Genomic DNA, 22,057 nt, shown 5'->3' with positions numbered 1-22,057 from the left:
TACCACTATCAGCTCGTCCTAGGTGTTACTGGATCCAAGGTTATGAGATGCAAGTCAATAAAAAAGTATTAGAGCGGACGATCGAACGGTTTCGGGAGCGGCGGATTTTGTTGCCGACGTTTGCCCAGATGCGTGATCCGACGAAGATTCCTGAGAAGATCACCAGCCGACTCCGCGAAGTGGGTCTGTGGGACGTCGATCCTGCGAACTTGTTTCGAATTACTTGGAAGAACGAACCGGTCGACAAGGGAGGACTCTTCAATGAAGGGAACTGGGTCGAGTTTCCTTCGGCTTTGACTGGCGTCGACACGCGGATCATTGGGTTGGTGGGGAAGTATTTTCCTACCGGAGCGCACAAAGTGGGGGCGGCCTATGGGTGCTTAATTCCCCGCGTTGTCAGCGGAGAGTTTGATCCGACAAAGCAAAAGGCGGTCTGGCCCAGCACGGGGAATTATTGTCGCGGCGGGGCATTTGATTCGGCGTTGTTGGGCTGCACGGCCGTGGCGATTCTGCCCGAGGGGATGAGCCGCGAACGGTTTGAGTGGCTCAAGGAGATTGGGGCCGAGGTGATCGCCACGCCGGGTTGTGAATCGAACGTGAAGGAAATCTATGACAAGTGCTGGGAGATTCGCCGCACACGGCCCGACTGCGTGATCTTCAATCAGTTCGAGGAATTTGGCAACGCCTGTTGGCATTATCATGTGACAGCTGCGGCGATTCAGGAAGTGTTTGAGCGGGTTGCCAATGGGGGGCGTCTGGCGGGCTATGTGTCTGCCACAGGGAGCGCGGGTACAATTGCCGCCGGGGATATGCTTCGTACGCTTCATCCGGAGATGCGGGTGGTGGCGACCGAGGCCCAGCAATGTCCGACGCTCTACCAGTTTGGGTTCGGAGGACATCGCATCGAGGGAATCGGCGACAAGCACGTGCCGTGGATTCACAATGTTCGCAACACCGACATGATCGCCGCGATTGACGATCAGCAGTGCATGTCGCTCATGCGGTTGTTCAATGAAGATGCGGGCCAACAGGTCTTACAAAAAGACCTATCAGGGGACTTCATCGAGAAATTACCACAAGTCGGCATTTCGGGGATTTGTAATCTGGTGGCTGCGATCAAGACTGCCAAGCACTTTGACATGACAGGCAAAGACGTCATCTTTACGTGCTTGACTGACTCGGCAGGGCTGTACTCAAGTCGACTTGAGGAACTCACCGAAGAGTGTGGTGCCTACACGGCAGAGCGGGCTGCTTTGGATCGTGAGCGGTATCTTGAAGGGATAGCGACCGACTATGTTCGTGAATTGACTTATCAGGATCGCAAGGCATTGCACAACTTTAAGTATTTCACTTGGGTCGAGCAGCAGGGGCGTAGTGCCGAGGAACTCCGTGAGTTGTGGGATCCCGAGTTTTGGCAGAAGACTTTCGAGCAGGCGACGGAGTGGGATCGTCAGATCGAAGATTTCAATCGGCAAACGGGTGTGCTGGAGTTGCTCTAATGTCGACGCTTTTTCGCGACGCGATGCTGGTCGAGCTCGATCCACCGATGGTTCGACAGGGGGATCTGCGCGTATCCGATGGCCGGATTGCGTCCGTGGGGCGGAATCTCACATTGCAACAGGACGATGAGATTGTCGATTGCGGAGGTGCCGTGTTGATGCCGGGGCTTGTGAATGGGCACACACATCTCTATTCATCTCTTGCTGCTGGCATGCCAGCGCCCCCACGGCAGCCGACCAACTTTCTGGAGATACTAGAACTCATCTGGTGGCGGCTTGATCGGGCACATAACTTCAAGAGCGTCACCGCTAGCGGCACCGTGGGAGCACTGGCCGCTCTACGTTGCGGCACGACGACGCTCGTCGATCACCATGCTTCCCCCAACTGCATCGCGGGGAGTCTCTCCGCACTGGAGGCGGGAATTGCTTCAGTGGGTTGTCGGGGTGTGTTGTGCTATGAAGTGACCGACCGCAACCGAGACACCGAAGCCCGTGAAGGATTGGATGAGACGTCTCGGTATGCAAGGGAATTGAGCAGTAGGAAAAATCATCGATTCTCTGTTCTGGTGGGGGCACATGCCAGTTTTACTTTAGAAGAGGAATCATTCGTCGGTTGTGTTCGGCTGGCTCGCGAGTTGGATACCGGGGTGCATATCCACATCGCTGAAGATCCCTGTGATGAACGGATTACCCAGGAGAAATTTGGTTGCGGATTGATGGAGCGGTTCGAGCGGGTGGGGCTCCTTGAGATTCCTGGTACTATCTTTGGGCACGGTACGCATTTGTCGGCGGAGGAATTTACGAGATTGGGGGAGCATAAAGACTATTTGCATTTAGCTCACAATCCTAGTTCGAATATGAACAATGGAGTCGGATATACGCCAGTCGTTTCAGCGACAATGCCGGTAGTGTTGGGGACCGATGGCATCGGGGCGGATATGTGGCGAGAAGCACGCGTGGCGGAATTTAAGAGTCACGATGCTCAGTTGTCTTTGCCATTCGGTAAGTCGCTAGGCTTTCTGGCGGAATCGGCACGGTTGGCCTCTCGGGCCTTGGGAATCACCCTGGGAAGTTTAGGTGTGGGCGCCGCGGCCGATCTGGTACTCACTGGTTATCGCCCAGCTACTCCGCTGACGACCGACAATCTGGCAGGACATTTTCTCTATGCACTGGGGCCAGAATTCGTCCGCGATGTCATGATCGATGGGCGCTGGTGTTTGCGAGGGGGGGAGGTCGTTTCGTGCGACGAACGAGCTCTTCGTGCTGATGCAGCCGCTCAGGCAGGCGAATTATGGTCGCGAATGTGAAGTTTAGCGGATGATTGCAAAGCCACAAGTGTTTGACATGTCCTAGATCTCTCAGTATCATCGGTGAAGCGGAAATATTCTATATTTTGAGTTAGATATGCTGTGAAAAGGGTAAGAAGTCCCATTACCACTTCAGTATTATCTTGCTTGTTTTCACGTTTCCATTTTTTGTTGAATTCTGGTGCAAGTTCTTATGCCGTTTTGTGAGTCTGATTTTCATGCAGACTCCTCTTATTGTTTCTAGCTAGCGGCATTCCATCAGAATTGGTTTCTGCAATTGTGGTGATGCACTTTGATCGTGCCCCACACTATTGATGCACCTGAGATCTTCCCACCTATTGAATTGACTATGTCACGACCTACGGAGTATTAGATGTTTCGAAGTTTTTTAGTTCCATTGATTGCCTTTGCCACTCTAAACGTCTGTTTGAAATGCTATGGACAAACGATTTGGACCGGTCCCAATATCACGTTTTCCAAAGCATCAGGAGCGGACCCCATGTCGGCAGCCAATCAAGATCGCATTACAGACAATGTCTGGCTCACACGAGACAGCAGCCGGGGAATCTATAATATTGCGGCGGAAGATTTTTACACAAACAGTTTGAGTCCCGCTGATACAGAATGGGCATTCCCATTCAACAATCCACTTGCTCAACCCACTGATTTGACGGCAACTAACTGGGCGGCACTAGTTTTTGAGGATTGGGAAACAGCAAACGGTGGTGCTCCGAGCGGCCCGCCGGACACAGTAGACCAACCGGCAGTTCTGCATTTGATCAGCGACAATATCTACCTCAATATCATGTTTACTGAATGGGGTGGCGCGGGCGGCGGCCCATTTACTTACGAAAGATCGACAGCCATTCCTGAGCCCGCAAGTCTGGGCTTGATTGGAGTGGCAATTGTGGCAGTGCTAGGAATGAGAGCGAAGAGGACCTGAAGTGCTTAAGCGATTACTGGCATTGTGTGGGATGCTATGGGGATTACTCTGCGGATCAGCAGGCAGTTTGGCTCAACACCAAACGGCAGTTTTCTCTCCTGTGTTCGTGAATTCTGCTCTTCCCTATCGCTTGGAGCTACAGGAAACGACCTTTGGCACAGCAGCCATGCCGACTTTACATTCCTTTTCTGCCGCCATACATGATGGCAAGTGGTTTCTCATCGCCGGTCGCACGAATGGGCTGCACGATTTTACTAATTCACCATCAACGAATTTCCCCGAGCAGTATCAGAATCGTGATATATGGGTGATTGACCCGCTCACGCAGCAGTCGTGGAGCCGCTCGTTGGAGGATGTTTCTTCAGGTTTGGACGCCAACGAAATCGCTTCACTCACGCCCACCAACCAGCAGTTCACGCATATTGGCGACCGGCTCTACATCACCGGAGGCTATGGAGTACCCGGATCTGGAAATGGTTTCACTACCTTTGACACACTTTCGGCGATCGATCTGGATGGCATGATCGATTGGGTTGTCACTGGTACGGGGCAAGCGGCCGATCATATTCGTCAACTCAGCGATCCGATATTCAAGATCACGGGTGGGGCGATGTATGAGATTGATGGGCGCACCCATCTGGTCTTCGGTCAGGATTTTACGGGAGGCTACATCCCTGGAAAGACTGGTGCCTATTCGGAGCAGGTTCGATCGTTCGATATCGTAGATAATGGCACGACCCTGTCGGTGACCAATGCAACCACAACTCCACAAGTTGCCGCCTATCACCGAAGAGATCTGAATGTCTATCCCGTTGTAAAACCTGGGATTGGTGGAAGCGTAGAAGAGGGCCTCACTGTGTTATCAGGCGTTTTTACACCAGATACGGGAGTGTGGACCGTACCTGTGGAGATCGACCAGAGCGGTCTGCCGACGATGGCAGATCCATTGGCGGTGGGAACTTTCAAACAGGCGATGAATCAATATCACTCGGCAAAAGTGGGACTCTACTCGGCCGCGCAAGGAGCCATGCATGAGTTGCTCTTGGGCGGGATCACACTGAAGACCTATGACGAGGGATCGGGCACTTTCGTTCAAGACGACGATATGCCATTCACTAGCCAGGCGACATCCGTCGTGGTTGATAGTAGCGGGAACTATTCTCAACACCTCATTGGAGCATACCCTGAGTTGTTCGATACCGAGAGCAACCTGCTTAGGTTTGGGGCAAACGGAGAGTTTTTCTTGGCGCCGGGCATAGCCACATACGACAACGGTGTGATCGATCTCGACCTATTGCATGGTGAAACGGTTGTCGGCTACGTGTTTGGCGGGATCGTGTCGAATGCACCCCATGTGCGTGACGTGGAAGGAGCCATGTCGTCTGCCTCGAACCGTATCTTCGAGGTGGTAATCTCATTGCTCGACGGCGATTACGATCGCAATGGAATGGTTGATGGATTGGATTTGGCCCTCTGGCAGTCGAGCTATGGTACTTCCGTTGCACCGGGATCGTATGCCGACGGAAATGCCAATGGACTCATTGACGGTGAAGATTTTTTGATCTGGCAGCGGAATGTGGCTGCGACTTTTGCTAGTAATTTAGCTGTCCCAGAACCGGCGACGTGGTTGCTGCTGGTTGGATGTGCACTAATTTGCAGTTGTAGACGTCGCCGGCAGGCAAAGGTTTAGTACGGTGCAGACCTTTGCTTGCGCCAACGGCTACTAAGGACGTAACAGCCTAACGGGTAACGCGCGTGCCACTGGTTCCTGCCAGGAGTTCTGTGAACTTGTCGAGATGGCCAATGAAGGTAACGGGGTTGGGATGAGCGGAATTGGTGACGAAATCTATCGCGGCTTCGATTTTGGGGCCCATCGAACCCGAGCCAAAATGTCCTGCAGCAAGATAGGCTTGTGCCTCGGCGGTGGATACTTCTCTGAGTGGCATTTCATTTGGCTTACCGAAGTTGAGGCACACGTGTTCCACACCAGTGAGAATCACCAGGGTGCCTACGCCAAGTTCGCGGGCCAGTAGCGACGAAGTAAGATCTTTGTCGATTACCGCAGCAGCACCACTCAATTGACCTGTGGCGTTGCGACAGACGGGAATGCCTCCTCCACCACAGCAGATCACCAGTTCCTCGGCGTCGACCAATTGGCGAATAATAGGAAATTCTAGAATATCTCTAGGGCGGGGCGAGGAGACGATGCGACGAAAGCCACCATCTTCGAGTTCGCGCACTTTCCAGCCGTCATTGTCACGATGTGCTTCAGCGACAACGCGATCCATCCGTGGGCCGATAGGCTTGGTTGGATTGTCGAATGCAGGATCATTCTCATCGACTACTACTGAGGTCACGAGAGTGGTTACCTGGCGAGGTTGCCCACGTACGGCCAATTCATTCATCAGACATTGAGCGATCATGTAGCCCATGCCGGCTTGCGTGTCCGCGACACAGAGTTCTAAAGGAATTGTGTAGAGTTCATGTCGGGCAAGTTCCACACGTCGGAGGATGTTGCCGACTTGCGGACCGTTGCCGTGAGTGAGGATCGGGCGAAAGCCGGCAGCAATTGCGTCGGCGAGAATGCTTGCTGTCTGGCGAGTGTGGGCGAACTGTTCGTCGATATTGCCCTGTTCGCCGGGGACACTAATTGCGTTGCCCCCAAGTGCGATCACCAGTTGTTGTGGTGGGATGGACATCAAGAATCGAATTCCTTTGGCGAGCCAGAAGCGTGAGCGCCTGGAGATCTAGCGGCGCGAACAGATCCAGGCATTCACGCTTCTGGCTCACCGTGTATTAAAACGGCCGCTCGCGCATTGAGCAGGACATGATCGCCTTGGCGGTGTGGAGACGGTTTTCGGCTTCGGGGAAGACAATCGACTGGGGGCCGTCGATGACGGCATCGGTTACTTCCGAGCCACGATCAGCAGGAAGGCAGTGCATGTAGACGGCCGACTTCTTGGCGAGCTTCATGCGGCGTTCATCGCAAATCCAGTCTTTGTACTTCGCGTTCATAGCAAGGCATTCTTGTTGGTTCTCAGCAATTTCTTCTTTGGTATTTGCGTTCTGGCGGGCAAGCATGAGATCGTAGACGCCCCAACTCTTGGGGTAGACAATGTCAGCGTCCTCAAACGCGGCGTCCATGTCGTCAACGATCTCAAATGAGCCTCCCGACCCGGACGCGTTCGCTTTGGCAGCCTCCAATGTCCGACCCACAAGGTTGTATCCTGGCGGATGAGCGAGCGTTACGTTCATGCCATAACGGGTCATCAATGTGATTAGGCCTTGGGGAACACTCAAAGGTTTGGCATAGGATGGGGCGAACGCCCAACTTACGGCTATCTTTTTGCCGGCCAAATCGGTGCCAAAATGTTCGCGGAGAGTTTGCAGATCGGCCAGTGTTTGTGTGGGGTGATCGACGTCGCACTGCATATTAATGATCGGCACATCGGAGGCTTCCGCCATCTCACGCATATAGCGGTTGCCTTGGTTGAGAACCAGGTCGTGGCGGATGCAGATACCGTGTCCCATGGAGGAGAGGATCTTGCCGGTGTCGGCAGGAGTCTCGCCGTGGCTGATCTGGGTGACGTCGGCATCAAGAAAATGGGCATGCCCGCCAAGTTGCGTCATGCCGGCTTCAAAGGCATTACGGGTGCGGGTCGATTTGTCGAAGAACAGCAAGAATGCCGTTTGATGGGGGAGTAGCTGCGTTGGTTCACCCCGGTGGAATTTTTCTTTGAGTTCGGTCGTCGTATCCAACAGCAAGTCGAGCTCATCGCGGGTGAGGTCGTTGGTCTCGATATAGTCGCGGCCTTTAAGGTTTGCCATGAATCTCACTTTCTATTCTTATGCATTGTAGGAGTTGTTGATTAGAACCACTGAGGCCTCAGAGGTACTCAGAGGAAGAATCATTTTCTATCATGTACCATGCGAGTTATGCCATCACGAAGATGTTCAGTGTGAAAATTAAGAAGTAGTCCAACTCTTTGATTACTCAATTTAAGGTAAGAAAGTAACTGTGCCTTATGTATAGGCAAGATTCGTTCCACGGTCTTTAGTTCGACTATCACCTGTTCTTCAACTAGGAGATCAAGCCGATATCCCGCGTCCAAAGTCACTTCACCATAAGTGATCGGCAACTCAACTTGAGATCTTACGGTCATCCCCTGCTGAGACAATTCGAAAGCTAAGCACTTCTCATAGGCACTCTCTAGCAAGCCCGGGCCAAGTGCGGTATGCACCTTCATAGCTGCTCCGATGATTCGCTCAGTAATCTGATTGTTTTCAAGTGTCACAGCTAGTCTCTGTGAACCTCCGTGCCCTCTGTGGTTCTACTTATGATTTCTTCCGTTTGAATGTCATGTTGGTATCGTTGGGCCGACCCGCGGCGAGGTCGCAGTAGCTTTGGCCAAAGGCGGCATAGAATGCGGCGCAGTCGACCATGTGTTGAATCGGCACAGAATCGTTCACGGTGTGGGCGACATTCTCGGGGGCAGGACCAAATCCGACGCAAGGAATATCGTACATGCCGGCAATCGAGACGGCATTGGTGCTGAAGGTCCAACGATGCACAAGCGGCGCTTTCCCCAACACATCGCGATGAGTCTTGATCGCGGCTTGAACTTGGGGCGATTCTTCGTCAAAGCACCAAGTGGGAAAGTATTTTTCGGTTTCGTAGACGAGACCGGTGTAACTGGGTTGGGCGTAACGGAGCACTTCAACCTTCCCCTTAACTCCGGCCCGCTTGATCGCGTCTTTCACTTCGGCGACGGCGGACTTCTTGGTATCGCCAACCGTGAGGCGCCGATCGAGATGGATGTATGCCTGACCGGGGACCGCGCAGAGGCTAGGGGTCTTGCAGTCGATGTAGCTGACCGTGATTGTCCCTTTGCCGAGGAATTCATCGCGGTGCAATCGCTCGTTGAGGGCCTCGATCTCGCGGACCACCTTGGTGATTTTGTAGACGGCATTGTCACCTTTCTCAGGCATCGAACCATGGCACGACTTGCCGTCGCAGGTGACGCCGATTTCCATACGCCCACGCTGGCCACGCAAGATGGTGCAATTCGTGGAGTCGGTGATCACTACCACGTCGGGCCGGATTTTTTCTTCCTGGACGATATACTGCCAGCAGAGCCCGTCGCAATCTTCTTCCATCACCGTGCAGGTGAGCAGCAGATAATATTCGGAGAGATCGACTTTGAGGTCGCGCATGATCTTGGCGGCATAGACCATGGCGGGGATCGCCCCTTCCTGGTCGCCCGCGCCGCGGCCCCATACTTTGCCATCGGCGACCTTGCCCTTGTAGGGATCGTGTTGCCACTCGTCGCGGTTTCCCACACCGACCGTGTCGACATGGGCATCAATCGCGATGAGCTTCTTGCCTTTTCCCGGTTTGCCAACTTGGCCCAAGAGATTCCCGAGTTTGTCGGTCCAAATCTTATCAAAAGCCCCGGTGGCTTCCATTTCTTGCCGAATGCGTGCGATGACCTGACCCTCTTCGGCCGATTCGCTGGGGATGGCAATGAGGTCTCGCAGGAAGCGGACCATCTGTTTTTCGTACTTTTTAGCAGCGTCAAGGTAGGATTTTTTATTTTTCATAATCGGAGCAATCTACCAAAAAGCCTAGGTGTGTCTATGCGGAACAACCACATTCTGCTTGTCTAGCGACGGGTTCTATGGCAAACTAGAGCTAGTGGAAGGATAGTCCGGCAGCTGGCCGGGCAAGAGTTGGCCACTGCGATCCCAAACTTGGTTGGCTGAAGGCGGAAACTGCCAAGCGGTTTTCCACATTCACACGACCATCGTATTCACTCATTAGGGAGGCCAACACTCGTGGCTACTGTCACCGAAAACTCTCTCACGCTCGCTTGTCAGGTCAATGGGGCCGACGTCGAAGTTCAGCTTCCTGCGGATGATGAGCTGACCCTGTTGGATGTGCTGCGCGACTATCTGGGGATCACCTCTCCCAAGAATGGCTGCCAACCCCAGGCACAATGTGGTTGCTGCACGATTCTGATGGACGACAAGCCGGTGCTATCATGCGCCATCAAACCCGTTAAGGCTGCTGGCAAATCGATCACCACGCTCGAAGGACTCGACGAGCAACACCGCCAGCAGATAGCCGATTCCTTTGTGCAATGCGGCGGTGTGCAGTGTGGATTCTGTATTCCCGGTATGGCCATGCGGGGTGTGGGTTTATGCGACAAGAATCCCGAACCATCGCGAGAAGAAATCGCCACGGCTCTTAAGCCACACCTCTGTCGCTGTACGGGCTATACCCAGATCGTCGATAGCATCGAGCAATATGCCAAGCTTCGCCGTGGTGAAAAACTACCCGAGCCGACGGCGGCGGATTTATCGGGCAAGGTGGGGACCAACCTGCCGCGCTTTACGGGTCACGACGCCGTGTTAGGGGATCGCAAGTTTATCGACGACATGACTGTGCCAGACATGCTCTACGGAGCGGTGCGGCTGACCGATCATCCCCGTGCCAAGATCCTGTCCATTGATGCCAGTCGCGCGCTTGACCTTGCTGGCGTCCATCGCGTGGTAACTGCTGCCGATGTGCCGGGCGATCCCTTGGTAGGTCTCATTGCCAAAGATTGGCCCGTCTTTGTCGGCATAGGTGATGTGACTCGGTGCACGGGAGATGTGATTGCAGGAGTGGTTGCGGAGAATCAACGATTAGCGCGCCGTGCTGCGGAATTGATTGACATCGAATACGAAGTTCTCGAGCCGGTAACAAGTCCCCGCGCGGCACTTGAGCCAGATGCTCCACGAGTGCATCCTCATTTAGAGTCGAACTTGCTGAGTAAATCGTCGCTCAAGCGGGGAGATATCGAGGAGGGGTTCCGAAACTCGGCGTTTATTATTGAGGACTCTTACGTCACCCAGCGAATTGAACATTTATTCCTCGAGCCGGAAGCGTGTTTGGTGATCCCCACCGATGAGCGAGCCGGGCGGTCCCCCGCCCCGACTGGCTCCCCGAATGGCGCCCCGACCGGGGTCGAGGACGACCCGGCTCGCTCACTGTTTGTTTACACTCAGGGCCAAGGAGTGTTTGACGATCAGCGTCAGATTTCTTCTGTGCTGGGGATTGATCCGTCACGCGTACAAGTTGAACTCGTGAGCAACGGTGGCGCGTTTGGGGGCAAGGAAGACATGTCGATTCAAGCCCAGACGGCATTGATGGCATGGTTGGTAGGTCGCCCCGTGAAGTTGACACTTACGCGTCCTGAAAGTTTTCGGATTCATCCCAAGCGGCATCCGATTGAATTGGATTACAAGGTCGGTTGCGATTCCGAGGGGCACATCACTGCCGTGCAGGCGCGGATTATCGGCGACAAGGGGGCCTATGCGTCGGTCGGTGCCAAGGTTCTCGAACGGGCCGGTGGCCATTGTACCGGTCCCTACCGTGTGCCGGCAGTCGACATGGAGTCACTGGCCGTCTACACGAACAACCCTCCCTGTGGCGCGATGCGAGGGTTTGGTGCAAATCAGGCGGCGTTTGCGATCGAAGGATTGCTCGACCGGCTCGCCGAGAAGGTTGGCATCGATGCCTACGATATGCGAGATCGCAATATTCTCGAACCTGGTGAAGCATTTGCGACGGGCCAGATTCTCGACAAGCCATTTGGCCTGCGAAAAACGCTCGAAGCAGTGCGCGAGATCTACAAGAGTGCCCCCTACGCGGGGATCGCTTGCGGTATCAAGAATGTCGGCATCGGCAACGGCATGCCGGATATTGGTCGCGCGGCACTAACGGTCGAGGATGAAGGAACGATCCATATCCGCACGGGTTTCACTGAAATGGGGCAGGGGTTATTTACTCTGTGCATCCAATTCGCGGTGGAAGCAACGGGGCTCCCACCAGAGTATTTTACGGTTTCCACCGATACAACCTTGCAACTTGATTGCGGACAAACAACAGCCAGTCGCGCCACCGTGCTGGCTGGCAATTCAATTGCCGCGGCAGGTGAGATGCTCAAGAACGCGCTCGACGGCGGCAAGACGCTTTCGCAACTTGTTGGCCAGGTGTATCAGGGAGAGTGGGTTTGCGATTACACCAGCAAGCTCGGTTACCACGTCGACAAACCGGGCGGTCCGAAGACCCATCTTACCTATGGGTTTGCTACGCAAGTTGCGATTCTCGATGAGAACGGACGCTTGGCAAAAATGGTTGCTGCTCACGATGTGGGGCGGGTGCTGAACCCCGTGCAACTCGAAGGGCAGATGTACGGCTCGCTGCACATGGGAATCGGCTATGCGTTGACGGAGGATTTCCAGAGCGATGGGGGTGTTATCCAAGCCAAGAAAATGAACGACTGTGGTGTGCTGCGGAGCCACCAGATGCCAGAGATGGAGTTGATTTTCGTCGAAGAGCCCGATCCGGAGTGCCCGTTTGGTGCTCGCGGCGTGGGAGAGATTGGCCTCGTGCCGACAGCTCCGGCCATCGCGGGGGCGCTTTATAAATATGACGGCGTCGTACGGCGCAGCCTGCCGATGAGTGATTCCCCAGCGGCGCTGGCCATCACCAAGCCACAAGCGATGCGCAATGGTCGAGCAAAGTGACGTGGTGAGCAATCAACCGATTGGTGTGTTGCTCGCAGCGGGCCGCGGCAGGCGGATGGGCGGTCGCAAGCAATTGCATCTCGTAACCACTGCGTCAGGCGAAAAACCCCTCGTGGCGGCGGCGTTTGATTCAGTCGCTGCTGTATGTCGGAAGATGATCATTGTGGTGGGTCATCGGGCCGAGGAAGTAACCGCCGTGTTGGGTGACCGCGAGTTTCAACCCGTGCTTGCGGATGCCGACGCGCCCATGTTTCACTCACTCCAAGTGGGTCTACATGCAGCACAGAACATTGATGGAAAGGCCAGCGTACTTCTACAGCTGGGTGATCACCCCCATGTTTCACCAGCGACTCTCATGTTATTGCTGGCCATCGCGACCGAGCAACCCACCAAAGCTGTGATGCCAGAGTATCAAGGGCAGGGGGGGCATCCGGTATTGCTGCCCGCCCCGCTGATTCGCGAGTTGCTTGCCGCTGAATGTCCCGACGGATTGCGAGGATTCTGGAATCAATACCCCGAACGATGTCTCCGCGTGACCGTTGAGGATGCAGCGGTGGTACAAGATATCGATACGGTCAATCAGGCTATCGTGGAATGACAACCAGATAGCAGGCATTTCGTCTGCTTCATCTTTAACATTTACTTGATTTGTTGTAGGTTGCAGGTTGCCTGGATGCCACCTGAGAAGATTCGGAGAACTTCTTTCTCTGCATAGGTCGAGCGCTAAGATTCAGCCAGGCACTGAATGAGATATCGGAGCGCACTATTATGTTTACATTCAAGCGATTGTTTTTGGCCCTCGCGATTCTGGTAGTAGTGGTGATGATTGCGATCGTAGTTCGTACCTACTATCGCTACCAAGTGGCGGAGGTAATGGACGTGCCCGTCACGGAGTTTACCAATGCTGAGTATCCCGAGGATCCGGCTGGGCGTAGCGAATGGCTCACCGAGTATCAGGGAAGGCGCCTCAAACTGGTTCGCAAGGATGACACGCATTTCGACTTCGTCTTTGAGCCGCTACACGACCAGGTAGCGAAAGTCATCGTCAAAGACGTCGACGTAAGTCTAATGACTCCCAGCTTGCCTGAGTGGACCAAAGAGGACCCAGGTCTGGAGCGGATTGCGCTGACCGATCGAGAATGGAATCGCCAGCAGGTTTATTTCGGCGGGCCTGAAGACGGGCATGTGGAAGTGAGCGGCGGCAATGGCTGGGAAGTTGAGAATCTCTATTCGGTCGCATTGGCAAAGAACTGTCTTAATGCAGGGCTCTGGGAGTTGATTCTAACCGTCGAGCAAGATGGCCAGAAGAAAATGTATTATCAGGGATGGTTCACTTTTCCCCTGGGACTCTACAAAGAGATCTTCGAACACAACACGGGACTTGCGTATTCGAAGCACTGGTACTATCTGGAGCATTGGTTTGATCCTGCCGGGATGGCAATGCACTTGGATACACTCCGCGAGGTGGAGCAAGAATGGGTGCCATTGGCCAAGTTCGATCCTGATGAACCGCTAATGATTGCAGGAGAGCAGGTACGCAAACGTCGGACAACCGTGGCTGAGAACATTCGCACCTGGGGTGATTTCTACAAACCTCAAGAGGTTCGGTATGCCAGCTTCATTCCGCCGGGGCGTTACTCGGTCGACCATCCTTGGGAAAATGAATACCAAAGATTGGAAAAGTTCGAGAGAGCTGTGTTGCGCAAAGTCCGCACTCCGGCCTCGGATGAACTGCGCGACGAATTGGAACTAATGTTCTCCAGTAGTAAGCATCCTGGCAAGGTGCGTTTTCTGGTCGGTGGGATCGATATCGAGTCGATACCTCAGCTATCGACGGATGACTACCCCAAGGGTCTGTATATGCCAATGGGTATCGGCGTGCCGCCTTTCTATCAGGACTATACGGCTCTCACGGAAGATCCTCCCAGTAAGACGGGATATTTCAGCCTGCTGCTGGACGAACAGGATCGCTGGATCGACCACCATAGCTTTGCGATTGATGGGCCGGTGATTCATCGCGACGAGACCGATCCCAATCTGATACACTTGTACTTGCTCTCCTACGAACGACATTCGCTCATCGGGCACTGGGTCATCGATGTTTCTGGGCCTTCCGAAGCGGACGCGACGGAGAACGCAATATCTTCTGTCTCGAAGTAAATCTAGTTGCAACCAATATGACAACCCAGATTGAATCTGCGGCCGCCATTCGCTTGGGTTCATTTGTTGCCGTGTTTGCTGTGATGACACTATGGGAGCTATTGGCTCCGCGTCGCTCCTTAAGCACGTCGAAGACTCCCCGTTGGGGAAGCAATCTGGGGCTGGTAGTTCTCAATACTCTCTCGCTGAGATTTCTTGTACCGATGGGATTAGTCGGTGTCACCTATCTGGCTCAATCCAAGGATTGGGGGCTCTTTCATTGGCTTGAGACGCCCTACTGGCTTGCAGTGCTTGTCTCCGTCATCCTGCTAGATTTGGTCATCTATTGGCAACATGTCTTGTTTCACTTGGTGCCATTCTTGTGGAGGTTTCATTTAGTCCATCACGCCGATCTAGACATAGACGTTACCACCGGTCTGCGTTTTCACACGATAGAGATCTTTCTCTCCTTGGGAATCAAGGCTGTAGCGATTGTCCTGCTGGGTGCGCCGCCGGTAGCTGTTGTTGCATTCGAAGTACTCTTGAATGCGACCTCGATGTTCAATCATAGTAATGTTCAACTTGCGTTGGGTATCGATGCCGTGTTGCGCTGGCTAGTCGTTACCCCCGATATGCATCGAGTACATCATTCCTGGCGCGAGCGGGAGACGAATAGCAACTATGGTTTTAATCTTCCGTGGTGGGACCGGCTCTTTCGCACTTATCGTGCTCAACCGCAAGACGGACACTTGGGTATGACCATAGGCTTGAAGCAGATTCGCGATGAGCAACAGGCTGAAAGGTTGCACTGGATGTTGGCGTTGCCGTTTACTACGGATCCCTCCCCAACTTCTGAAGAACCACAAGAATAGCATGCCGGATACTAACGGACCGAAGTCACGACTCAAACTCGTTCTCTTCCTCACATTGGCAGGGGCGATCGGCGTTGGCTATTTTCTTTTGCGGGATGTGTTGACACTGGAGGCGATGGCCGAGCAGGAAGCCCGGCTCCGAGACTTTCAAGAACACAATCCTATTTTTTCGTATTTCGTTGCATTCGCCGTCTACGCGGGAGTTACCGGCTTGTCCTTGCCAGGAGCGACCGTGTTGACGCTCTTTGTTGGGTGGTTCTTCGGGTTTTGGCGAGGCGTAGTACTCGTGAGTTTTGCGTCGACCACGGGAGCGACGATCGCGTTCCTGTTGAGTCGATATCTATTTCGCGATGCGGTTCAAAGTCGTTTTGGTGAGCGACTTGAGAAGTTCAATAAGATGCTTGAGCGCGACGGGGCTTTTTATCTGTTTACCCTACGGTTAATCCCGGCAGTTCCATTTTTCGTCATCAATGCGGTGATGGGTCTGACGCCCCTCAAGACTTGGACCTATTGGTGGGTGAGCCAACTGGGGATGTTAGCGGGGACATGCGTCTATGTTTATGCCGGGTCGAGTGTCCCCTCCCTGCAAAAGCTCGCGGAAGAAGGTGTCGGTGCTGCTTTTTCAGGAACACAATTAACACGTTTGGGTACCGCGTTTGTACTCTTGGGTGTCTTTCCGTTGGTCGTACGGTGGATCCTGCGGTATTTTGGCAAAGTCCCATCGGTCGATACTGAGGGGAAAGAAATGAAACGCTGATGAACACGGATCAAGCGGATTTACGCGGAGGGGAATGTAGGGTTTCCTTCTAATCCGCGTCGATACGTTAGATCCGCGTTTCTCCGCGGCCTATTCCTTGCCTTTTTGATGGAATGCATCACAGAACCTTAACGCATAGAACTCCACATGACCTACGAATCCATTCTAAAACCTGATGGCCCTTTCAATGATGAATTGGAGTCGAACGTCCATCCTTCTCAGTGGCAGAATCCGACTCCAGCGGGTCGCTACAATCTCGTCGTGATCGGAGCGGGTACGGCGGGGCTTGTCACAGCGGCAGGGGCGGCGGGTTTGGGAGCCAAGGTTGCATTGATCGAGCGCGGCCTGATGGGAGGAGATTGCCTCAACGTGGGGTGTGTTCCCTCCAAGGCTATCATCGCTGCTGCGAGGGCAGCGGCAGCCGTATGTTCTGCCGGCGAGTTCGGAATAAGTGCCACGACGGACAAGATCGATTTTGCCGCCGTTATGGAGAGGATGCGGCGATTGCGAGCAAAAATAAGTCCAAACGATTCCGCGAGACGGTTTCAAGAACTTGGCGTGGATGTGTATTTTGGACAAGGTCGGTTCGTCGATTCCAGCACATTAGAAGTTGATGGCCAGAAACTTTTATTCAAACGGGCTGTCATTGCCACGGGTGCCCGGGCGGCGGCACCGCCGATTGCCGGGCTCGATTCGGTTGACTATCTCACAAACGAATCGCTGTTCTCACTCACCGAGTTGCCCAGGCGATTGGGCATTATCGGTGCCGGGCCGATCGGGTGTGAAATGGCTCAAGCCTTTGCCCGGCTTGGGTCGCAAGTGTTTCTCGTTGAAGCCGAGCATGGAATTCTTCCCCAGGAAGATCGCGATGCGGCAGAGATCGTCCAGCAGGCACTGGTCAATGACAAGGTGACACTCCTCTGCTGTGGTAAGAAGTTGGAGATAAAGGCTGAGCAGGGTAAGCCGCGCCTCACGGTTGATTCGCATGCTAAATCATACGACGAACGACTCGACCAACTGCTCGTGGCAGTGGGTCGCAAGCCGAATGTGGAAGATCTCAACCTGGATGCAGTAGGCGTGGACTACAACGAGAAAGGGGTCCAGGTCAACGACTATCTACAAACTTCCAATCCGCGGATTTATGCGGCAGGAGACATTTGCTCGAAATACAAGTTCACTCATGCGGCGGATTTCATGGCCCGGATCGTAATCCAGAATGCACTTTTTATGGGGCGAGCGAAACAATCGAAGCTCACGATTCCCTGGTGTACCTATACTTCGCCGGAAGTTGCCCATGTCGGCATGTCTGAAAAGGATGCGCGAGCCAAGGGCATCGAAGTGGATACGTTCGTGCAACCCTTGCAAGATGTGGATCGCGCAATTCTGGAAAGTGAGGAAGCGGGTTTTGCGAAAGTGCACGTCAAACGGGGCACAGATAAGATCGTTGGCGCGACGATTGTCGCTCAACATGCTGGCGAACTAATCGCAGAGATCACGCTAGCGATGACTGCCGACGTGGGGCTGAAGAAAATCGGCAGCACGATTCATCCGTATCCGACCCAAACCGAAGCGATTCGCAGGTTGGGAGATCAGTACAACAAAACGCGACTGACACCACTGGTGAAGTGGCTCATGGAAACATGGCTGGGATGGACGCGGTGAGCGCAGAACTACCTAGCCGGACCGCCACGCGGTCCGGGAGGAATCCCGGAGGCAGGCTTGCCTCCGGCTAGTTTGCTTGTTGAGTGACGGACACACGATCTTGCGGCGCAACTGCAGTGTCGAGGTGCCCATCAAAAGAACGATCCAAGTTGAGGGTTCAGGCACCGCAGTTGATGCCACAACTAGTGACGTGCCATAGCTTGCGTGCCACGCGGCGAGGTCACTTGGGCTGAGTGGATTCGGTGAATCGCCGCGCTGCCAGATGATAAAATCATAGCCATCGATGTCGCCATCAAAGTCGAAATCGCCGGGGAGTGCGGAGACTAACTCGACCACGACTTGATCTGCCAAATATTGCACATCATAGAAAAGGCCTCCGCCCGGATTGCCGTTGACCGAGTCGAAGGTGCCTGTCCGGGTGCCAGCTGTGAGAATCGTAAACGTGTTCCCGGCGGCAGGAGTGAATCCGAGGAGAGCAAGATTCAAAGTTCCTGACAGGGAGGCCATACCGGTCACGATGAGTTGGTCATGCTCGGATCCTGCAGCAAGACCATTCAACTCAATCGAAAGCGAACCGGTCGCATCAAAAGGGGCATCCCCTGTAATGGTTAGAGTACCAGCCGAATCTCCCGGAGCGATGTCTCCGCTGTTGAGAAATGTCGTCGCTACGACGTTCAACTCGCCATTGCCTTGAATCACACCGCCGGGTTCATTGGTGAACGAGTCGCCCACTATCATCGCCGTTGCCGACAAGTTGAATTCACCCGAATTAAGATGCGTCTGACCGGTGGCGCCGATTCTCGCATCGACGTCAACTTCAATCTCTCCACGGTTGTCGAGTCCGCCACGAAGCTCGCGGATTCCAGTACCTGTGCCCCCGAAGGTAAGTGTCCCGCCCGATTGATTCGTCAGAACACCTCCTGAGAGAGTGAGCAGCGAACTACCGCCACCAGTGGTCTCAATGGTGAGGGTGCTGTTGTTAGTGAAACCCGTAGCGGCCGTGACAGCCGTGCTGCTAGCGGTTCCTTGAATGGTGAGCAGCTGTCCCGGTTGTAGGTCACCACTAAAGTTGCTGGTGTTGCGAAGTAGAAAAGACCCACTGCCAGCGGTAGGTGCGATGTTCAGCGTTGAGTTGGTGAGCACCATCGAGTTCCCTGTGACGTCGCCACCATTGAAGTTGAAGGTGGCAGAACTGGGATTGAAGGTGCCCTGGATATCCAGCGTGCCAGCATCCTGATTGAATGTTTGATTTCCAATCTGCATCGAGAGCGTTGCGCCAGCGGCAACGTTGAAGGCGTTCATATTGGTAAAGGTATCCCCATTGCGATTGAAATCCGTATCGCCATTCACATTGACGGTCCCCAGGTTATCGAGATCGCCTTGGAACCGACGAACACTTGCAGAGCCATCGAAGTTGATGATGCCGGCAGCCTGATTGGTCAGAGTTCCGCTGGTGATCGCTAGCTGTGTTACCCCGCCACCGGTGGTTTCAATGGTGAGGGTGCTGTTGTTAGTGAAACCCGTAGCGGCCGTGACAGCCGTGCTGCTAGCGGTTCCTTGAATGGTGAGCAGCTGTCCCGGTTGTAGGTCACCACTAAAGTTGCTGGTGTTGCGAAGTAGAAAAGACCCACTGCCAGCGGTAGGTGCGATGTTCAGCGTTGAGTTGGTGAGCACCATCGAGTTCCCTGTGACGTCGCCACCATTGAAGTTGAAGGTGACAGAACTGGGATTGAAGGTGCCCTGGATATTCAGTGTGCCGGCATCCTGATTGAATGTTTGATTTCCAATCTGCATCGAGAGCGTTGCGTAGATGGCAACGTTGAAGGCGTTCATATTGGTAAAGGTGTCGCCATTACGATTGAAATCCGTATCGCCATTCACATTGACGGTCCCCAGGTTGTCGAGATCGCCCTGGAACCTGAGTATACTTGCAGAGCCATCAAAGTTGATGATGCCAGCAGCCTGATTGGTTAGAGTTCCACTGGTGATCGCCAACTGTGTCGACCCGCCACCGGTGGTCTCGATGGTGAGGGTACTATTGTTAGTGAAACCCGTGGCGGCCGTGACAGCCGTGCTGCTAGCAGTGCCTTGAATGGTGAGCAGCTGTCCCGGTTGTAGGTCACCACTGAAGTTGCTGGTGTTGCGAAGTACAAACGAACCACTGCCAGCGGTAGGTGCGATGTTCAGCGTTGAGTTGGTGAGCACCATCGAGTTCCCTGTGACGTCGCCACCATTGAAGTTGAAGGTGGCAGAGCTGGGATTGAATGTCCCTTGCACGTCGAGTGTACCTGCGTCTTGGTTAAAGATTTGGTTGCCGGTTGCCACGGTGAGCGTGGCGCCAGCGGCAACATTGAAAGCGTTCATGTTGGTGAAGGTGTCGCCATTGCGATTGAAATCCGTATCGCCATTCACATTGACGGTCCCACGGTTATCGAGATCGCCTTGGAACCTGCGTATACTTGCAGGGCCTTCGAAGTTGATGATGCCGGCTGTCTGATTGGTCAGAGTTCCGCTGGTAATCGCCAACTGTGTCGCCCCGCCACCGGTAGTCTCGATGGTGAGGGTACTATTGTTAGTGAACCCCGTGGCGGCCGTGACAGATGTGCTGCTAGCGGTTCCTTGAACACTCACTGTTTGCCCTGGTTGCAGATTCCCACTGAAGTTGCTGGTATTGCGAAGTACAAAAGACCCACTGCCGGCAGTAGGTGCGATGTTCAGCGTTGAATTGGTGAGCACCATCGAGTTCCCTGTGACGTCGCCACCATTGAAGTTGAAGGTGGCAGAACTGGGATTGAAGGTGCCCTGGATATCCAGCGTGCCGGCATCCTGATTGAATGTTTGATTTCCAATCTGCATCAGGAGCGTTGCGTCGGTGGCAACGTTGAAAGCGTTCATGTTGGTGAAGGTGTCGCCATTGCGATTGAAGTCTGTATCGCCATTCACATTGACGGTCCCCAGGTTATCGAGATCGCCTTGGAACCTGCGCATACTTGTAGAGCCATCGAAATTGATGATGCCGGCAGCCTGATTGGTTAGAGTTCCGCTGGTGATCGCTAGCTGTGTTACCCCGCCACCGGTGGTCTCAATGGTGAGGGTACTGTTGTTGGTGAAGCCCGTGGCGGCCGTCACAGACGTGCTGGCGGTGGTGCCTTGGATGGTAAGGAATTGGACTGCCTTCAAGTTTCCACTGTAGCTGCTGGTGTTATGAAGTATGAACTTTCCTGAGCCAGCACTGGGGCCAATCTTGAGTGAAGAATTAGTCAGAGTAATCGGGTTGGTATTGGCATTGTCAGCCACATTGCCGCCGTTGAAATTGAATGTAGCGGAACTGGGATTAAACGTGCCCTGGACCACAAGCTCTCCGGCATCTTGATTGAAGATCTGATTCCCAGCCGTCATCGTGAGCGTGGTATCGGGAGCCACAAAGAACGAGCCCGTGTTGGTGACGGTCGAACCATTTGTGCCGAAGACCGTGTCGGCCAGCACTTGGACGAATTGAGAGTTGTCCAGGCTGCCGTTGAACTGTCGCTGCCCAGTGCCAGCGCCACTGAATCGCAGTTCACCGCTCATGCCTCCAACAATGTCGTTGACCAAGGTTCCATTTGGAATACTCAGCGTAGAGCTGCTAGTGGAAACGGTGGAGATATCGATCAAGCCACGATTTGATAGCCCATGGGTAACGGTGAGCGCCGTGTTGGAATCGTCAGCCAGAACGTTAACTGTCCCCCGCAGATCGATATTAGCAGTGTCGATCAGCACTGTGCGAGTGACATTCATTGTCGCTGGCTTGCTTTGAGTCAGTGTTCCCGCGCCACTGTCCAATACCTGACTGTTGTCCCAATTGGCGATGCCTTTGTTGAAATTGCTCATGCCATCGACGCGAAACACCCTGCTCACGGCATCGAACGTGGCATCCTCGGAATCAAGTGCAAAAGTTCCAATGTGCGTGTCGAGGTCAAGCGTTACCACATAGTCAGGTACACCCGAGAGACCAATGATGGCAGAGTCGTTGGCCGTGCTAGGGATGAAAGTGCCATGGTCCCAATTCCCGACAGAAGACCAGTTGCCGTCGTAGAAAGGATTCGGATTGGGAGGCACGAAGAGGGCTTGCCAGTTGTAGTCGATCGCCGAGGCACACGGAAGCGAGGCGAGGGTAAAGCACCAGAGCATCGCGCTCGTCATGGATTGGAATAGAAAGTTGGTAGTGTGACGGGTAGTCATAATGGTTGCCTCTCTCGATTGGGAGAAGGAGTAGAGAGCAGCACGATTCGTTATGCTGACAACACGTTCAAAGCAGGTCCCTC

The 22,057-nt window shown here is 53.9% G+C and carries 15 protein-coding genes; 10 read left to right on the top strand and 5 right to left on the bottom strand.

Annotated features, from left to right (window positions below; translation table 11 throughout):
• The first annotated feature begins 47 nt into the window (after window positions 1-47).
• The 4 genes from Pr1d_RS21880 (at window position 48) to Pr1d_RS21865 (ending at window position 5,439) form a co-directional block, all read left to right on the top strand.
• Window positions 48-1,499, top strand: a complete 1,452-nt coding sequence (locus Pr1d_RS21880) for a pyridoxal-phosphate dependent enzyme (RefSeq protein ID WP_148075517.1) — start codon at window positions 48-50, stop codon at window positions 1,497-1,499.
• A complete protein-coding gene (locus Pr1d_RS21875; protein ID WP_148075516.1) occupies window positions 1,499-2,806 on the top strand; it encodes an amidohydrolase family protein in 1,308 nt (435 codons plus the stop codon). Before Pr1d_RS21880 ends, Pr1d_RS21875 begins: the two co-directional genes overlap by 1 nt.
• Before the next feature lie 373 nt (window positions 2,807-3,179).
• Window positions 3,180-3,749 carry a PEP-CTERM sorting domain-containing protein gene (locus tag Pr1d_RS21870; protein WP_148075515.1) on the top strand — a complete coding sequence of 190 codons (570 nt, stop codon included), beginning with the start codon at window positions 3,180-3,182 and terminating at the stop codon, window positions 3,747-3,749.
• A gap of 1 nt (window position 3,750) precedes the next feature.
• Window positions 3,751-5,439 carry a PEP-CTERM sorting domain-containing protein gene (locus tag Pr1d_RS21865; protein ID WP_148075514.1) on the top strand — a complete coding sequence of 563 codons (1,689 nt, stop codon included), beginning with the start codon at window positions 3,751-3,753 and terminating at the stop codon, window positions 5,437-5,439.
• 49 nt (window positions 5,440-5,488) lie between these two features.
• Here Pr1d_RS21865 and Pr1d_RS21860 read toward each other — a convergent pair whose 3' ends face one another.
• From Pr1d_RS21860 to Pr1d_RS21845, 4 genes are all read right to left on the bottom strand, one after another.
• The gene (locus Pr1d_RS21860; RefSeq protein ID WP_148075513.1) at window positions 5,489-6,448 is read right to left on the bottom strand and encodes a carbamate kinase; all 960 of its coding nucleotides are present in this window, start codon (window positions 6,446-6,448) and stop codon (window positions 5,489-5,491) included.
• Window positions 6,449-6,545: 97 nt separating this feature from the next.
• Window positions 6,546-7,577 (bottom strand): ornithine carbamoyltransferase, encoded by a 1,032-nt coding sequence (locus Pr1d_RS21855; protein ID WP_148075512.1) that lies wholly within the window; start codon window positions 7,575-7,577, stop codon window positions 6,546-6,548.
• Window positions 7,578-7,657: 80 nt separating this feature from the next.
• A complete protein-coding gene (locus tag Pr1d_RS21850; protein WP_238476565.1) occupies window positions 7,658-8,044 on the bottom strand; it encodes a GxxExxY protein in 387 nt (128 codons plus the stop codon).
• Between the two features lie 40 nt (window positions 8,045-8,084).
• Window positions 8,085-9,350 (bottom strand): YgeY family selenium metabolism-linked hydrolase, encoded by a 1,266-nt coding sequence (locus Pr1d_RS21845; protein WP_148075511.1) that lies wholly within the window; start codon window positions 9,348-9,350, stop codon window positions 8,085-8,087.
• A gap of 234 nt (window positions 9,351-9,584) precedes the next feature.
• On the opposite strand from Pr1d_RS21845, the gene Pr1d_RS21840 reads away from it, so the two are divergent.
• From Pr1d_RS21840 to Pr1d_RS21815, 6 genes are all read left to right on the top strand, one after another.
• The gene (locus Pr1d_RS21840; protein WP_148075510.1) at window positions 9,585-12,323 is read left to right on the top strand and encodes a molybdopterin cofactor-binding domain-containing protein; all 2,739 of its coding nucleotides are present in this window, start codon (window positions 9,585-9,587) and stop codon (window positions 12,321-12,323) included.
• Entirely contained in the window at window positions 12,307-12,921 is a 615-nt protein-coding gene (locus Pr1d_RS21835; protein ID WP_148075509.1) for a nucleotidyltransferase family protein, read from the top strand. The genes Pr1d_RS21840 and Pr1d_RS21835 overlap by 17 nt, the downstream gene beginning before the upstream one ends.
• Before the next feature lie 170 nt (window positions 12,922-13,091).
• Complete coding sequence (locus Pr1d_RS21830; protein ID WP_148075508.1) at window positions 13,092-14,483, top strand: hypothetical protein; 1,392 nt, start codon at window positions 13,092-13,094, stop codon at window positions 14,481-14,483.
• 17 nt (window positions 14,484-14,500) lie between these two features.
• Window positions 14,501-15,334 (top strand): sterol desaturase family protein, encoded by an 834-nt coding sequence (locus Pr1d_RS21825; RefSeq protein ID WP_148075507.1) that lies wholly within the window; start codon window positions 14,501-14,503, stop codon window positions 15,332-15,334.
• A 1-nt stretch (window position 15,335) separates the two neighbouring features.
• The gene (locus tag Pr1d_RS21820; RefSeq protein ID WP_148075506.1) at window positions 15,336-16,091 is read left to right on the top strand and encodes a TVP38/TMEM64 family protein; all 756 of its coding nucleotides are present in this window, start codon (window positions 15,336-15,338) and stop codon (window positions 16,089-16,091) included.
• A 147-nt stretch (window positions 16,092-16,238) separates the two neighbouring features.
• Window positions 16,239-17,753: a mercuric reductase gene (locus tag Pr1d_RS21815; RefSeq protein WP_148075505.1), complete on the top strand. Its 1,515-nt coding sequence runs from the start codon at window positions 16,239-16,241 to the stop codon at window positions 17,751-17,753.
• 12 nt (window positions 17,754-17,765) lie between these two features.
• On the opposite strand, the gene Pr1d_RS21810 is transcribed toward Pr1d_RS21815, so the two are convergent.
• Window positions 17,766-21,974 carry a beta strand repeat-containing protein gene (locus Pr1d_RS21810; protein ID WP_148075504.1) on the bottom strand — a complete coding sequence of 1,403 codons (4,209 nt, stop codon included), beginning with the start codon at window positions 21,972-21,974 and terminating at the stop codon, window positions 17,766-17,768.
• Window positions 21,975-22,057 lie beyond the last annotated feature (83 nt).

The organism is Bythopirellula goksoeyrii, assembly GCF_008065115.1.
Classification (GTDB): Bacteria; Planctomycetota; Planctomycetia; order Pirellulales; family Lacipirellulaceae; genus Bythopirellula; species Bythopirellula goksoeyrii.
Note: the sequence above shows the minus strand (reverse complement) of the source record. Positions and strands in the feature narration are given on the sequence as shown.

Bases quoted from the DNA above. Each gene is read 5' to 3' on its own strand.
- Pr1d_RS21880 (WP_148075517.1), top strand. From the start codon at position 48: ATGCAAGTCAATAAAAAAGTATTAGAGCGGACGATCGAACGGTTTCGG.
- Pr1d_RS21875 (WP_148075516.1), top strand. From the start codon at position 1,499: ATGTCGACGCTTTTTCGCGACGCGATGCTGGTCGAGCTCGATCCACCG.
- Pr1d_RS21870 (WP_148075515.1), top strand. From the start codon at position 3,180: ATGTTTCGAAGTTTTTTAGTTCCATTGATTGCCTTTGCCACTCTAAAC.
- Pr1d_RS21860 (WP_148075513.1), bottom strand. From the start codon at position 6,448: ATGTCCATCCCACCACAACAACTGGTGATCGCACTTGGGGGCAACGCA.
- Pr1d_RS21855 (WP_148075512.1), bottom strand. From the start codon at position 7,577: ATGGCAAACCTTAAAGGCCGCGACTATATCGAGACCAACGACCTCACC.
- Pr1d_RS21845 (WP_148075511.1), bottom strand. From the start codon at position 9,350: ATGAAAAATAAAAAATCCTACCTTGACGCTGCTAAAAAGTACGAAAAA.
- Pr1d_RS21835 (WP_148075509.1), top strand. From the start codon at position 12,307: ATGGTCGAGCAAAGTGACGTGGTGAGCAATCAACCGATTGGTGTGTTG.
- Pr1d_RS21830 (WP_148075508.1), top strand. From the start codon at position 13,092: ATGTTTACATTCAAGCGATTGTTTTTGGCCCTCGCGATTCTGGTAGTA.
- Pr1d_RS21825 (WP_148075507.1), top strand. From the start codon at position 14,501: ATGACAACCCAGATTGAATCTGCGGCCGCCATTCGCTTGGGTTCATTT.
- Pr1d_RS21820 (WP_148075506.1), top strand. From the start codon at position 15,336: ATGCCGGATACTAACGGACCGAAGTCACGACTCAAACTCGTTCTCTTC.
- Pr1d_RS21815 (WP_148075505.1), top strand. From the start codon at position 16,239: ATGACCTACGAATCCATTCTAAAACCTGATGGCCCTTTCAATGATGAA.
- Pr1d_RS21810 (WP_148075504.1), bottom strand. From the start codon at position 21,974: ATGACTACCCGTCACACTACCAACTTTCTATTCCAATCCATGACGAGC.